Source organism: Microbacterium sp. KKR3/1 (assembly GCF_021272365.1).
Classification (GTDB): Bacteria; Actinomycetota; Actinomycetes; order Actinomycetales; family Microbacteriaceae; genus Microbacterium; species Microbacterium aurugineum.
Genome location: NZ_JAJSDW010000001.1, coordinates 1,164,284 through 1,177,509 on the forward strand (window position 1 = coordinate 1,164,284; position 13,226 = coordinate 1,177,509).

General features: G+C 70.0%; 14 protein-coding genes. 12 read left to right on the top strand and 2 right to left on the bottom strand.

Features of this window, described 5'->3' with window-relative positions; genetic code table 11:
• Positions 1-77 precede the first annotated feature (77 nt).
• The 7 genes from LVJ59_RS05600 to LVJ59_RS05630 all read left to right on the top strand — a co-directional run bounded on the left by LVJ59_RS05600 (position 78) and on the right by LVJ59_RS05630 (position 6,574).
• The gene (locus LVJ59_RS05600; protein ID WP_232762299.1) at positions 78-866 is read left to right on the top strand and encodes a MoaF C-terminal domain-containing protein; all 789 of its coding nucleotides are present in this window, start codon (positions 78-80) and stop codon (positions 864-866) included.
• A 24-nt stretch (positions 867-890) separates the two neighbouring features.
• Positions 891-1,280, top strand: coding sequence for a nuclear transport factor 2 family protein (locus tag LVJ59_RS05605; RefSeq protein WP_232762300.1), 390 nt, complete (start codon positions 891-893; stop codon positions 1,278-1,280).
• Positions 1,281-1,332: 52 nt separating this feature from the next.
• The gene (locus LVJ59_RS05610) at positions 1,333-2,505 is read left to right on the top strand and encodes an ABC transporter substrate-binding protein (RefSeq protein WP_232762301.1); all 1,173 of its coding nucleotides are present in this window, start codon (positions 1,333-1,335) and stop codon (positions 2,503-2,505) included.
• Between the two features lie 70 nt (positions 2,506-2,575).
• Positions 2,576-3,436 (top strand): branched-chain amino acid ABC transporter permease, encoded by an 861-nt coding sequence (locus LVJ59_RS05615; RefSeq protein ID WP_232762302.1) that lies wholly within the window; start codon positions 2,576-2,578, stop codon positions 3,434-3,436.
• Positions 3,423-5,195 (top strand): ATP-binding cassette domain-containing protein, encoded by a 1,773-nt coding sequence (locus tag LVJ59_RS05620; RefSeq protein ID WP_232762303.1) that lies wholly within the window; start codon positions 3,423-3,425, stop codon positions 5,193-5,195. Before LVJ59_RS05615 ends, LVJ59_RS05620 begins: the two co-directional genes overlap by 14 nt.
• Positions 5,192-5,884, top strand: coding sequence for an ABC transporter ATP-binding protein (locus LVJ59_RS05625; RefSeq protein ID WP_232762304.1), 693 nt, complete (start codon positions 5,192-5,194; stop codon positions 5,882-5,884). Before LVJ59_RS05620 ends, LVJ59_RS05625 begins: the two co-directional genes overlap by 4 nt.
• Positions 5,885-5,923: 39 nt before the next feature.
• Positions 5,924-6,574: an HAD-IA family hydrolase gene (locus LVJ59_RS05630; RefSeq protein WP_232762305.1), complete on the top strand. Its 651-nt coding sequence runs from the start codon at positions 5,924-5,926 to the stop codon at positions 6,572-6,574.
• Positions 6,575-6,586: 12 nt separating this feature from the next.
• On the opposite strand, the gene LVJ59_RS05635 is transcribed toward LVJ59_RS05630, so the two are convergent.
• A complete protein-coding gene (locus LVJ59_RS05635) occupies positions 6,587-7,402 on the bottom strand; it encodes an SDR family NAD(P)-dependent oxidoreductase (protein WP_232762306.1) in 816 nt (271 codons plus the stop codon).
• A 53-nt stretch (positions 7,403-7,455) separates the two neighbouring features.
• Complete coding sequence (locus LVJ59_RS05640) at positions 7,456-8,202, bottom strand: SDR family NAD(P)-dependent oxidoreductase (RefSeq protein ID WP_232762307.1); 747 nt, start codon at positions 8,200-8,202, stop codon at positions 7,456-7,458.
• A 242-nt stretch (positions 8,203-8,444) separates the two neighbouring features.
• Between LVJ59_RS05640 and LVJ59_RS05645 the strand changes: the two genes are divergently transcribed.
• The 5 genes from LVJ59_RS05645 to LVJ59_RS05665 are packed head-to-tail and all read left to right on the top strand — an operon-like array spanning position 8,445 to position 13,212.
• Positions 8,445-9,902 carry an APC family permease gene (locus tag LVJ59_RS05645; RefSeq protein ID WP_047521683.1) on the top strand — a complete coding sequence of 486 codons (1,458 nt, stop codon included), beginning with the start codon at positions 8,445-8,447 and terminating at the stop codon, positions 9,900-9,902.
• 44 nt (positions 9,903-9,946) lie between these two features.
• A complete protein-coding gene (locus LVJ59_RS05650) occupies positions 9,947-10,786 on the top strand; it encodes a molybdenum cofactor biosynthesis F family protein (protein WP_232762308.1) in 840 nt (279 codons plus the stop codon).
• 1 nt (position 10,787) lies between these two features.
• Positions 10,788-12,431: an amidohydrolase gene (locus LVJ59_RS05655; protein WP_232762309.1), complete on the top strand. Its 1,644-nt coding sequence runs from the start codon at positions 10,788-10,790 to the stop codon at positions 12,429-12,431.
• 27 nt (positions 12,432-12,458) lie between these two features.
• The gene (locus LVJ59_RS05660; protein WP_232762310.1) at positions 12,459-12,815 is read left to right on the top strand and encodes a YidH family protein; all 357 of its coding nucleotides are present in this window, start codon (positions 12,459-12,461) and stop codon (positions 12,813-12,815) included.
• 13 nt (positions 12,816-12,828) lie between these two features.
• Complete coding sequence (locus tag LVJ59_RS05665) at positions 12,829-13,212, top strand: DUF202 domain-containing protein (RefSeq protein WP_232762311.1); 384 nt, start codon at positions 12,829-12,831, stop codon at positions 13,210-13,212.
• The last annotated feature ends 14 nt before the right edge of the window (positions 13,213-13,226 follow it).

A 13,226-nucleotide genomic window follows, 5' to 3' on the forward strand; every position in this document is an offset into this window, starting at 1 on the left:
CAGCATGAGGCAAGCGCACCGCGATGAGGCGGTGCCCGGGGCGATGCGGCCCCGCCGCGTGCGACGTCAGGACCCCGATGACCGACATCTCCGCCGACCCCGCCCTCGACCAGTGGCGCACCTATGACGAGTTCGCCGCGGGAATCGACACGTTCCGGCTGCCGAACACGACGCTCACCGGAACCGACCTCGCCCTCACGCTCGACGACGGATCGGCGCTGACCCTGCGGTTCGCCGACGACACCGTCTCCTGGAACGGCCTCGAGGCATCCGGAGCCGACCCGTACGATGCCGTGCGGGTGCGGGAGGACGTGGTGTTCGTCAACGTCCCGCTGCAGAGCCGCCCCCGTGAAGCGATCACCGTCGTGTTCTCGACCGGCACGAACCGGGCCACCGTCATCCGCTCCCGGATCGCCGCCGAACCCGTCGAGGGGATGCCTCAGGTCGGCCAGGATTTCTGGGCGGCGACGATCGACGGAGCTCCCGTGAGCGGGGAGGCCCCCGGCCCGAGCCGCGACCTCATCGGCAAGCGCAACCTCTACCGCTACAGCCCGCACCATCTGTACGAGCACGTGTACATCTCCAGCCAGCGCTATGCCTGGCAGTGCGTGGAGGGCGTGCAGCGGGGCCACGGAGACATGGACCTGTCGACCGTGTGGAAGTTCGCCGACGGCCTGTACCTGTTCTGCTTCCGCGAGTTCCGCATCGCCGTCGCCAGCGTGTGGTTGCACGACCTCGGCTATCAGCTCATGACCACGGGGATCTTCCTCGGACTCAACGGAGACGGCGACGCCGAGCACTCCCGCGGCGGCGGCCACATCTATCCGCTGGGCTCCGTCGCCTACCCCGACGCACAGCCCGTCTGACCCTCCGGCATCCGAGGAGACCCCATGAGCAACGCAGACCTGATCCGAGAGCACTACGCCGCCAACGACCGCGGTGACCTCGACGGGATGCTGGCCCCGTTCGCCGCCGACATCCAGTGGACGGAGGCCGCCGGCTTCCCGTACGCCGGCACCTACATCGGTCCCGACGCCGTGGCCCGGAACGTGTTCGGCCGCATCCAGGAGGAGTGGGACGACTACACCGTCGCGATCGACGAGGTCGTCGACGGCGGCGGTGTCGTCGTGGGCATCGGCACCTACTCCGGCACATACAGGCAGACCGGGCGGTTCTTCGCCGCACGTGTCGCACACGTGTGGCGGGTCTCCGGCGGCCAGGTCGTCGCCTTCGAGCAGTTCACCGACACGGAACTCGTCAACCGCGCGCTGCGCACCTGAACACCGCACCACCCGAACACAGCACCACCCGAACACGAGAGGCAGGAAGCACATGAACAAACGAGCATCCGGCACCGCGGCGCTCCTCGCCGTGGCCGCCCTCACCCTCGCCGGCTGCGCCGGTGGAGACGGCGGCGCCGGCGGAGGCGGGGGCGACCCGATCGTCGTCGGCTCCGTCAACACCATCAGCGGCCCGGCGACCTTCCCGGAGGCCTCTCAGGCTGCTGCGGCCGTGTTTGACGCGTTCAACGACGCGGGCGGGCTCGACGGACGCACGATCGACTACAAGATACTGGACGACAAGGGCGACCCGGCCACGGCCACGGCCTCCGCCCGGGAACTGGTCGGCAGTGACGGCGCGGTCGCGCTCGTCGGCTCCGCCAGCCTGATCGAGTGCGAGATCAACGCCAAGTACTACGAGCAGGAGGGCATCCTCTCGATGCCCGGCATCGGGGTGGACACGGGCTGCTTCGCCAGTGACAACATCTCTCCGGCGAACGTCGGACCGTTCAACGACATGACCCTCACGCTGCAGTACGGCTCCGAGGTGCTCGGCATGGACGACATCTGCATCCTGCTCGAGATCGCCGGCTCGACCCGTCCGACCTACCAGGCCGCGATCGACAAGTGGACCGAGATCACCGGCAAGGAACCGAAGTACGTCGACGACACCGTCCCGTACGGCGCTTCCGACTACACGCCCTACATCGTCAAGGCGCGGGACCAGGGCTGCAAGGCGCTGGCGATCAACCCGGTGGAGCCCGACGCGATCGGCCAGGTCAAAGCCGCGAACGCCCAGGGCTGGGATGACGTGACCTGGCTGTACCTCACCAGCGTCTACAGCGAGAACTTCGCCGACGCGATCGACAACGCGGGCGCCGGCATCTACGTCCCGGCCGAGTTCTACCCGTTCACCGACGACGACGAGATCAACGCCGACTGGCGCGAGCTGATGGAGGCCAACGACATCCCGCTCACCTCGTTCAGTCAGGGCGGCTACCTCGCCGCGAAGTACTTCATCGAGGTGCTCGAGGGCATGGACGGCGACATCACCCGCGAGACCGTCTCCGAGGCCCTGAAGAGCATGGAGCCGATCGAGAACCCGATGGTCGGGACGCCCTACGCGTTCGGCACGCAGAACACCGCGGGCTGGCCCATCGTCCTCGAGTCCGGCACCAACGCCTGGGAGAAGGTCGCCGACGACTGGCTCCGCATCGGCGAGTAGCCACCCCTCGCCTGCCGCCGGGCGCATTCCCGGCGGCAGGCCCCTCCCCTCGGAACAGAAAGGACGCCTCATGCTGCAAGGCGCCATCGCCGGTCTCGCCGCCGGCGGCCTCTATGCCGTCCTCGGCGTGTGCCTGACGTTGATGTCACGCCTCGTGCGGGTGGTGAACTTCGCTCAAGCCGCGACCGGGATGTTCGGCGCCTTCACGGCGGTGTGGTTCGTGCGCGAGCTCGGTCTGCCGATCTGGCTGGGATCCGTCCTGGGAGTCCTTGTCGCCGGGGTCCTCGCCGCGGCGATCGGCTTCATCGCTGCGACCTGGCTCTCCGAGGCGTCCACCACCACGCGTTCGGCGATGACCGTGGGCCCGCTCCTCCTGCTCATCTCGATGTCGTTCATCCTGTTCGGCAACAAGCCTCAGCCGTTCACGCCGATCATCGCGGGCCCGGCGTTCTCGTTCGGCGGCGTCGTGATCAGCCAGGTCACGGTCGCGACCGTGGCGATGGCGATCGTCACGGCCGTCGTCGTCCGCATCGTCCTGCGCCGAACGAGGGTCGGCACCCAATTGCGGGCGCTCTCGGAGCGCCCGACCACCGCCGAGCTCCTCGGCATCCGCTCCCGCCCGTTGTCGATCGCGGTGTGGTTCGTCACGGGTGTGATCAGCGCGATCGCGATCATCATCGTGGCCCCCTCGCAGTCCAACGACGCAACCAGCCTGTCGATGCTCATCGTCCCCGCCGCGGCAGCCGCCCTGCTCGGCGGCTTCCGCCGACTCGACCTCGCCGTCGTCGGCGGCATCGTGCTGGGCGTCCTCGGCGGGCTCGTCGCCCAGATCGACGAAGTGGCGCTGGTGCGCAACTTCCTCCCGTTCCTGTTCATCGTCGTCCTGTTGCTCTGGACGCAGCGCAAGGAGGTGTGGGATGCCGCTCGCTGACCGTCCCTGGTTCCGGATCACCTGGCCGTTCGCGGTCGCCGCCGCCGGCATCGGCGTGGGCGCGATCCTCAGTGCCGCGCTGCCGGGGTACTTCGTCTTCCTCGCGATCAGCGCCGTCACGGCCGCCATCGCCATCCTCGGTCTCGGCATCGTCACCGGCTCGGCCGGGATGATCGCGCTCTGCCAACTCACCTTCGCCGCGGTCGGCGCCTGGATCGTCTCCCTGCTGAACGTCATGCAGGCCCCCGGCGGGTTCATCGTGTGGCTCGTCCTCGGGGGGATCGCTGCCGGCCTGGTCGGCATCCTCGTCGGCCTCCCGGCGCTGCGGCTGCGCGGTGTGAACCTCGCCGTCGTCACTCTGGGCTTCGCGGCGGCGGCAGGGGTCACCCTCGTGCAGATCCAGTTCCCCGGCTCGGCCGACGGGATCGCAGTGGAACGTCCCGAGATGTTCTCCAACGACCGGCAGTTCTTCTTCCTCTCGATCATCGTCCTCGCCGTCTGCGCGCTCGGCGCCTTCTTCCTGCAGCGGGGCCGCTGGGGGTCGAGCTGGAAGGCCGTCGCATTCTCCGAGCGCGGTACGGCCGCAGCGGGGCAGAGCGTGCGCACTGCGAAGCTCACCGCCTTCGCGGTCTCGGCCGCGCTCGGCGGCATCTCGGGCGGGCTGCTCGCCGGCCAGGTGCAGCTTCCGTTCGCGTCGAGCTTCACCCCGTTGCAGTCGCTCGCGCTCTACGTGCTCGCGATCATGTCCGGCGCCCATCTGATCGACATGGCGATCTTCGGCGGGATCCTCTGGGTGCTGGTCCCCGAGCTCCTCAAGCGCTGGGGCGTCCCCCAGGACTGGGCCTTCGTCGTCTTCGGCGTGCTCGGCGTCCAGGCGCTCACCAGCGGCACGAACCTCGGACAGGGCATCCGCAACCTGATCTGGCGTCGCGCGGACCGCAAGACGGCCGCAGCCGCACTGTCGGCGCTTCCTCCGGATGCCGGTCCGGACGCCACGGAGATCACCACCACGACCACCGCGACCGTCGAGGAGGCGATGCTCGACGGCGCACCCGTGCTGACCGTCGAGGGCCTGACCGTGCAGTTCGGCGCCCTCAAGGCTCTGGACGACGTCTCCTTCCAGGTTCCGCCGGCGTCGATCATGGGACTCATCGGTCCGAACGGTGCGGGGAAGTCGACCTTCGTCGACGCGATCAGCGGCTTCCTCCCGAAGCACGGCGGACGTGTCCTCCTCGGGGACCGCGACCTCGCCGGCCTGTCCCCCACCCGACGCGCCCGCCTCGGCCTGCGCCGGACGTTCCAGCAGGATCGGGTGCCTCCCTCGCTCACGGTCGGCGCGTACGTGAGGTTCGTGGCCCGGCGCCGACTCGCGGCCGCCGACATCGACGAGGTTCTCGAGTTCTTCGGCTGCCCACCCGCACGGGCTCGGCTGTCGAGCGTCGACGTCGGCACTCGGAGGCTCGTGGAGGTCGCCGCGAACGTGGTCTCCCGCCCCCGGCTGCTGATCCTCGACGAGCCGGCTGCCGGCCTGTCCCACGAAGAGCATCTGGCGCTCGCGGCGCGGTTGCGGGAACTGCCGGCGCGCTACGGTGTGGCGCTGATCATCATCGAGCACGATCTCGATCTCGTCCGCTCCGTCTGCCCCACCCTCACGGTGCTCGATTTCGGCCGCGTGCTGGCGAGCGGACCGCAGGCCGAGGTCCTCGCGAACCCCGACGTCGTCAAGGCGTACATGGGAGAGACGGAGCTGCTGAAATGAGCGAACTCGTCCTGGACTCCGTGACCGTCCGCCGCGGCGCCGGGCCTGTGATCTCCGACGTCTCATTGCGGGTCGTCGGTGGCGAGGTGCTGGCCCTCGTGGGTCCCAACGGCGCGGGCAAGACCAGCCTGATCGAGTCGGTGTCGGGCGTCACCGCCCACTCGGCAGGCACGATGACCCTCGACGGCGAACCGATCGACAAGCTGTCGCGCGTCACGCGAGCCCGCCGTGGGATCGTCCACATCGAGCAGGGGCGCGCCGTGTTCCCCTCGCTGACCGTGCGCGAGAACATCTCGCTCACCGCGCGAACCCCCGGAGCGCTCGACGCCGCGCTCGCGCCGTTCCCCGAGCTCCAGAAGCGCATCGATGCACCGACCGCCCTGCTCTCCGGGGGCGAGCAGCAGATGGTGGTACTGGCGCGCGCCTTCGCCGCCAAGCCGCGCATCCTGTTGATCGACGAGATGTCTCTCGGTCTCGCGCCCGTGGTGTTCATGCGGCTGATGCCGATCGTCAAGTCGATCGCGGACTCCGGGGTGGGCGTGCTGCTGGTCGAGCAGTTCACCCAGCTCGCGCTCGGCCTCGCGCAGGAAGCGGTGGTCGTCGCCGGCGGCCGGGTCTCGTTCCAGGGGACCTCCGAGGCCCTGCAGGCGGATCCGGAACTGCTGCACCGCGCCTACCTCGGCGGCTGACCCGGCACTCGCGGAGCCTTCGGGCATTAGCCTGAAGAGGTGACCCAGACGATCTCCGCCCGCGCCGCCCTCCTCGACATGGACGGCACCCTCGTCGACTCCACCGCGGTGGTGGAACGGCTGTGGCTCGCGTGGGCCGAGCCGCACGGGATCGCCCCGGAGACCGTGCTCAGCGTGGTCCACGGCCGGCAGGGTCACCAGAGCATGGCGATCATGCTGCCGGAGCGCGACCACCGGATAAACCTCCGCGAGAACGACGTGATGCTGGCGACCGAGGCCGACGACGTGGACGGCGTGATCCGGATCGCCGGCGCCGACGCCCTGCTCGAGGCCCTGCGCCCCCACCCGCACGCGATCGTCACCTCCGCGAACGTGGCCCTGATGACCGCGCGCATGGGAGAGGCCGGGCTCACGATCCCTGAGCTCACCGTGACCGCCGAGAACGTCACGGCATCGAAGCCGGATCCCGAGGGCTTCCTGCGCGCGGCGGAGCTGCTGGGAATCGAGCCCGCCGACTGCGTCGTGTTCGAAGACTCCGACGCGGGGATCCAGGCCGGTCTCGCGGCCGGCATGCGGGTGATCGGGGTGGGCAGCCACGCCGCCGCCCACGAGCCCACCTATCGGGTGGACGACCTCACCGCGGTGACCGTCGTCCCGACCGCCCAGGGCTTCGACCTCACGATCGACTGATCTCGCGCCGGGTCACATCCCGGCATGGTCGAAAGCGATCGTGGGCACATCGACCACGTGCGAACCCCCGTCGGCGACGATCACCGCACCGGTGATGTACGACGACTCGCCCGAGCCGAGGAACCGGACTACCGACGCGATCTCCGCAGGGCGCGCCGGTCGACGCAGCGGAACGTCCGCGGTGACCTTGGCGTAGGCCTCCTCCCGGGAGTCGAGGCCGGCGTGCGAGGCGAACTCGTCCATCTCCTCGTCGGCCATCGGCGTCTGCACCCAGCCGGGACAGATCGCGTTCACGCGAACGCCGTGTCGTCCGTAGTCGCGCGCGAGCGTGCGGGTGAGTCCGACCAGGGCGTGCTTGCCCACGGTGTATCCGGCCACCGACGGTCCGGCGAACAACCCGGCGAGCGACGAGACGATCACGATCTGTCCTTTCGCCTCGATCAGAGCGGGAAGCGCCTCCCTCGCCATCGTGAAGGCCGTCGTGAGGTTGGCGCGGATCGCCGCCTCCCAGCTCTCGTCGTCGGTCTCCCCCACCGGAGAGAAACCGTGGCCGCCGGCGTTCGCCACCAGCACGTCGATGCGGCCGAACCGCGCCAGCACCTCCGCCACGGCGGCCCTCGCCGAAGCGGTGTCCGCCGCGTCGGCGATGATCGGCAGAGCACCGACCGCGCGTTCCACCTCGTGCAGCGGCTCCGGGCGACGCCCGACGACGACGACGTGCGCCCCCTCGGCCGCGTACCGCTCGGCGATGGCGGCGCCGATGCCCGTGCCGCCCCCGGTGATGACGACGACGCGTCCGGAGACGGTCGATCCGACCACGAGTCCCATGTGTGCTCCTGTGTGTTGGCGCGCGTGCGCGGTGGGTGCCCGATGCGGTCGCGTCAGGCGGGGAATCCGGATCGGGCGGTGTACCCGAAGTCACTGAGGATGCTGGTGCCGTTGATGGCCCCAGACCGGGGCGATACGAGGTAGGTCACGTGCGCGGCGACCTCCGCCGCGCTCTGCACCGGGAAGTCCGGCTCGTCGAACGCGTCGGCCCCGAGGTCGCCCCGGCTCATTGGGGTGTCGACGATCGACGGCGCGACCGCGTTCACCCGGATGCGCGTGTCGGCGAGGTCGACCGAGAGGGCACGGCCGAACTGCAGCAGGGCCGCCTTCGACGTGCAGTAGGGCACCATGCCGGGTGAGGCGACGAACGCCGAATCACTCGCGAGCAGCACGACCGACGCGGCCTCCGCCTCGCGCAACGCGGGCAGCGCGTGCTTGAGCACCAGGAACGCCCCGGTCACGTTGACGGCGAGCACCCGGTTCCAGGCCTGGAGCGCGGTGTCTTCGAGAGAGGAGCCCACCGGACCGGACACCCCGGCGCAGCAGACGACGGCGTCGAGTCGGCCCAGCGCGGCGACGCCGGTGCGCACAGCGAGTTCGACCTGCACCTCGTCGGTGACATCCGCGACGAGGAGCACGGCATCCGGGCAGGCGTCCGCCACGTCCTGGAGCGCGGCTTCGTCGCGGTCCAGGACGGCGACCCTGACGCCCTCGGCGGCGAGCGCGAGCGCGGTCGCGCGGCCGATACCGCCGGCCGCCCCGGTGATGAGGGCGGTCGTCCCGTGCAGCTGCAGATCCATGTCGTCCTTCGTGCGCCGTCCGGCACCCGGTGGTGCGGGGAGGACAGCGGTGTCGTCTCGGTCATCCTGCTCTCCCTCTCCGCCCGTGCGAACCTCCGTCCGCGGGCTGTGCACGGTGACACCACCGTCTTTCGCTCATGGTCAAGCGCGGGGGCGGCGGCGCGAGCAGACTCGCTCTATCGATGATTCCCCTCGTCGTCGATGCCGTGTCCGCACGGCCGTCACCCAGCAAAGGAGCCGACGTGGCAGAACCGACATCTGCGTCCACGACGACGCAGAACCACACCTCCCTCCGCCCGGGCGCCCTCGGCGTCGCCGGCATCGTCTTCCTCGTCCTCGCCGCGGTTGCGCCGCTGACGGGCATCGTCGTCGTCGCTTCCCTGGCCATCGCCCTCGGCAACGGCGGCGGCACGCCGATGTCCTTCTTCCTCGTCGCGGCCATCCTGCTGCTCTTCGCGATCGGCTACGCCCAGATGTCGAAGCAGCTGGTCAACGCCGGGGGCTTCTACGCCTTCGTGGTGAAGGGCCTCGGGCGCACGGGAGGGCTGATCGCCGGGCTGATCGCGACGCTCGGGTACAACTTTTTCGTCGTCGGCACGATCGGCACGAGCGGCTTCTTCATGCAGACGATCATCCGCGACCTCACCGGACTCGACGTCAACTGGCTGGTCTGGGGCCTCCTCTCGATCGTGGTGTGCTTCGTGCTCGCTCGGATCGGTGTCGACTTCAGCTCCAAGGTGCTGGGGGTCTGCCTCGTGCTCGAGGTGCTGATGCTGGTCGTGTTCGACATCTCGGTGCTCGTGCAGACTGGCTACGACGTGGCGGCGTTCAGCCCCGAAGCCGTGTTTTCCGGGTCGCTGCCGATCGGCCTGCTGCTCGCGGCCACCGGATTCCTCGGGTTCGAGGCGACGGCGCTGTTCAGCGAAGAGGCGAAGCAGCCGCTGCGCACGATCCCGCGGGCCACCTACACCTCGATCATCGCGATCGGCGTCATCCTCGGTGTCACCACGTGGGCCGTGGTGAGTGCGACCGGCGTCGCGCAGGCGCAAGCGACCGCTCTCGAGCATCTCCCCACCGGCGACCTGATCTTCTCGCTCTCGCAGCAGTATCTCGGCGGTCCGCTCACGACCGTGATGATGGTCCTGCTGCTGGTGAGCCTGTTCGCGGCGATGCTCGCCTTCCACAACTCCGCGACCCGATACCTGTACTCCCTCGGGCGCGCGAAGATCCTGCCGCAGGCGCTGGCCCGCACCCGCGCGAACGGCGCTCCGCAACTCGCCGGTATCGTGCAGGCCTCGTTCGCCGGCATCGTCGCGATCATCTTCGCGATCGCCGGAGCGGACCCGATCCTCACCCTCGTGCCCGCCATGCTGGGCTTCGGCACCCTGAGCGTGCTCATCCTGCAGGGCCTCGCGGCGATCTCGATCGTCGTGTACTTCCGCCGCCGCCGTGACCCGCGCTGGTGGAGCACCTTCATCGCCCCCGGCATCGGATTCCTCGGTATCGCCGCGATCTCGATCCTCGCCGTCGTGAACTTCAACATCGTGGCGGGCTCCGAGGAACTGGCCATCCGGCTGATGCCGCTGCTGCTGGTGGTCGCCCTGATCGGCGGCATCGTCTACGGCGCCTATCTCAAGCGGTCCCGGCCCGCCGTGTACGAGGGCCTCGCCACTGACCTGGAGAGGTTCAGCACACGCTGACCGCTCCCCCGCACCCCTCACCGACCGAAGGAACGAACCACACCATGACGACGCTGAACCCCGCCGACACCTCCACCTGGCTGCCGCTCGAGGGCCTCGCCCCCGGCTTCGACGCCAACAAGGCTCCGCACAGCACCACGCTGAGCGGCCGCGAGATCACGGTCGTCGACGGCCGTGGCACGCGGATCGTGCACCGCTTCGCCGACGACACCGTGACCTGGGACTACCAGCCGGGGACCGACGATGCGACGGAAGCGGCTACCGACACCGACGACTACGAGGCGTTCGAGGTCGATCGCGACCTCTACTTCGTGCAGTTCCACCACCGGTACCTGCCGAACGAGGCGGTCTCGCTGATCCTCGACCTGCGTGACGGTCGCGCGCTGGCCGTGATCTCCGACATCCTCCCCGCGCCCGAGAAGGGACGCACGCGCGTGCAGCACCACTTCGCGCCGGGCGTGATCGAGGGGATCGAGGTCAGCGGCACCGAACCCGCCCCCACGACGACGCTCATCGGACGCCGGGTGGAGTGGGTCTACAGCACCGAGCACGCGTACGAGCACGTGTACCTCTCGCCGCGGTGGTACTCGTGGCAGTGCCTCGCCGGCCCCGAGCGCGGGCTGGCCGACACCGACGAGAACAGCGTCTGGGAGGTGCGTCCCGGAATCTACGTGTTCGCCTGGCGCGAGAAGGTGATCCCCTGCGCCTCGGTGACGATCGCCGACCACCGCGACGTCAACGCGATCCGCTCCCACGGCGTGCTCTTCGGCCTCGACGAGAGCGGCGAGGTCCCCACGCACTTCACCTTCGGCGCACACGGACGTCTGCTCTCGACCACGATGCACACGCCCGAGCTCGAGCCCGCGACCTTCGGAGACCGCTGACATGACCGACGTCGCCGACCTCATCGTCACCGGCTCCGTGATCCGCACCGCGGACCGGACGAACCCGATCGTCGAAGCCTTCGCCGTGCGCGACGGGCGGATCCTCGCGGTCGGATCCCGGTCCGACATCGAATCGTTCCGCGGACGCCGGACGCAGTCGCTCGAGGTCGGCGACGCAGCGGTGTACCCCGGTTTCGTCGATGTGCACAACCACCACGCCCTCGCGGGGCGGACCGAGCTGTTCGAGCTGTCGCTGGCTCCCGCACTGACGCTGGACGAAATCCTCGACCGGGTCCGGGAGAAGGCCGCCGAGCTCCCCGAGGACGCATGGATTGTGGGCGGCGCCGTGGCCACCACCCTCCTGCCCGCGCTCGCGAACACCGCGAGCCGACTCCGCCTGGACGAGGCGGGCGGCGGGCGTCCCGTCATGCTGATGGAGGACTCTCGTCACAACCGGTGGGCGAGCAGCCGGGCACTGGAACTCGCCGGGATCACCACCGATCGGCTGCCCCCGTCCGGGACCGCCCTTCTCGATCCGGATGACGGCACGCCGACCGGTGTGCTCCTCGAAGCGGCGGGCATCCCCGTGCAGGAGGCCTACGACCGCAGCGGCGGGCTCACTCCCGCGCAGCACGCCGCCGCGTCACGCCGAGGAATCGAGATCCTCAACTCGTTCGGCGTCACGGCCTTCCAAGACGCGGGGGTGTCGGTCGAGATCCTCGGCGCGCTGGCCGACCTCGACCGGGCCGACGAGCTCGACGCCTGGGTCGTGTCCTCGCTGCTGATCAACGACGAGATCTTCGGCTTCGACCCGATCGGCGAACCGCTGCTCGACCGCGGCGAGGAGTTCCGCACCGCGCACCACCGTCCCGACTTCGTGAAGATCTTCCTCGACGGAGTCCCCCCGGCACGCACGGCGTCGTTCCTCGAGCCGTATCTGGCCGACGCCGCGCACGGGGCGCACTTCCACGGCGAGACCACCATGACCCTCGACGAGCTCACCGGGTGGCTGCGCTCCGTGGCGCGACGCGGTCTGGGGGCGAAGGTGCACTGCACGGGGGACGGCTCCGCGCGCCTCGTGCTCGATGCGACGGAGCAGTTGCGCCGCGAGGGCTTCACCACCCCCGTTCAGATCGCGCACGGTCAGTTCCTGGCGGAGTCGGACATCCCGCGACTGGAGGCCCTCAATGTCTCGGCGGACATCTCTCCGTTCATCTGGTATCCGGGCGTCATCCCCCAGGCTTTGGCCGAGGTGCTCGGCGAACGCGCGGAGCACTCCCAGCCGAACCGGGCGCTGATCGATGCGGGAGCCCGGGTCGCCGGCGGTTCGGACTGGCCCGTGAGCGAGTCTCCGAACACGCTGGAGGGCCTGCAGGGTCTCGTGACGCGGGCGGACCCGCTCGGACGCGCCCCCGGCACCCTGTGGCCCGAACAGGCCATCACCGCCGAGGAGGCACTGGAGGTCTTCACGATCAACGCCGCCGCGGCGATGGGCCTCGACGCCGAGACCGGGTCGCTGACGCCCGGGAAGTCCGCGGACTTCGTCGTGCTCGCCCGTGACGCCATCGCCGGCCCGGCGGACGAGATCGTGCACACCGAGGTCGTGTCGACCTGGTTCGCCGGCCGTCGAGTCCACGGCGACTGAGCGGTGCCGCGCGGATACGATGAGGCGATGAAGCGTTTCCCGGCATCCGTCTACTCCCTCGGCGAGGAACCCGATCCGCGCTTCTCGCTCGCCAACGAACGGACGTTCCTGGCGTGGACGCGGACTGGTCTCGCCCTGATCGCCGGTGGCGTGGCGCTCGAGGTCCTCGGCCTCGACCTCCATCCCGGTCTCCGGCTGGCCGCGTCGCTGCTGCTCATGGTCGCGGGGACCGCGGTCGCACCGCTCGCCTGGTGGGAGTGGACGCGGGCGGAGCGGGCGCTGCGCCAATCGCGACCGCTCCCGGGCGCGTTCTCCGCCGTGGTCCTCGCCGTGGTCGTCGTCCTGGTCGGACTGCTCGTGCTGGCCGGCGTCCTGTGGCGCTGACAGAGCCCCGGTCATGAGAAGACGTCCGGCCGCCGAGCCCGACCGCCTGTACGATCCCGGGTTGCAGCCCGAACGCACGGAGCTCGCCTGGCGCCGCACGGCCCTCGCGATCGCCGTCGGGTCCCTGATCTCCCTGCGGATCCTGCCGTTGGTCCTCCCCGCCGGCGCCGGGGCCTGGGGGCTCGCTCCCGGCGCGATCGGACTGGGGACCGCGTGCCTGCTCTGGTTCGCCGCACGTCGCCGCCAACGGCGGGTCACCGCCGTGTTGACGGGCGCTGCAGCGGGTCTCCCTCCGGGCGGCGGGCTGCTCCTCGTCCTGACGGTGTTCGGCACGGGGTTCGGCGTCGTCGCCCTCACTCTCGTGGCGATCGCTCTGGGCGCGAACAGCCCGGTCTGACCGCAACGGATCGA

Excerpts from the sequence above, each read along its gene's own strand:
- LVJ59_RS05650 (WP_232762308.1), top strand. The coding sequence starts at position 9,947 with ATGACGACGCTGAACCCCGCCGACACCTCCACCTGGCTGCCGCTCGAG.
- LVJ59_RS05655 (WP_232762309.1), top strand. The coding sequence starts at position 10,788 with ATGACCGACGTCGCCGACCTCATCGTCACCGGCTCCGTGATCCGCACC.
- LVJ59_RS05610 (WP_232762301.1), top strand. The coding sequence starts at position 1,333 with ATGAACAAACGAGCATCCGGCACCGCGGCGCTCCTCGCCGTGGCCGCC.
- LVJ59_RS05620 (WP_232762303.1), top strand. The coding sequence starts at position 3,423 with ATGCCGCTCGCTGACCGTCCCTGGTTCCGGATCACCTGGCCGTTCGCG.
- LVJ59_RS05635 (WP_232762306.1), bottom strand. The coding sequence starts at position 7,402 with ATGGGACTCGTGGTCGGATCGACCGTCTCCGGACGCGTCGTCGTCATC.
- LVJ59_RS05625 (WP_232762304.1), top strand. The coding sequence starts at position 5,192 with ATGAGCGAACTCGTCCTGGACTCCGTGACCGTCCGCCGCGGCGCCGGG.
- LVJ59_RS05615 (WP_232762302.1), top strand. The coding sequence starts at position 2,576 with ATGCTGCAAGGCGCCATCGCCGGTCTCGCCGCCGGCGGCCTCTATGCC.
- LVJ59_RS05605 (WP_232762300.1), top strand. The coding sequence starts at position 891 with ATGAGCAACGCAGACCTGATCCGAGAGCACTACGCCGCCAACGACCGC.
- LVJ59_RS05640 (WP_232762307.1), bottom strand. The coding sequence starts at position 8,202 with ATGGATCTGCAGCTGCACGGGACGACCGCCCTCATCACCGGGGCGGCC.
- LVJ59_RS05665 (WP_232762311.1), top strand. The coding sequence starts at position 12,829 with ATGAGAAGACGTCCGGCCGCCGAGCCCGACCGCCTGTACGATCCCGGG.
- LVJ59_RS05660 (WP_232762310.1), top strand. The coding sequence starts at position 12,459 with ATGAAGCGTTTCCCGGCATCCGTCTACTCCCTCGGCGAGGAACCCGAT.
- LVJ59_RS05600 (WP_232762299.1), top strand. The coding sequence starts at position 78 with ATGACCGACATCTCCGCCGACCCCGCCCTCGACCAGTGGCGCACCTAT.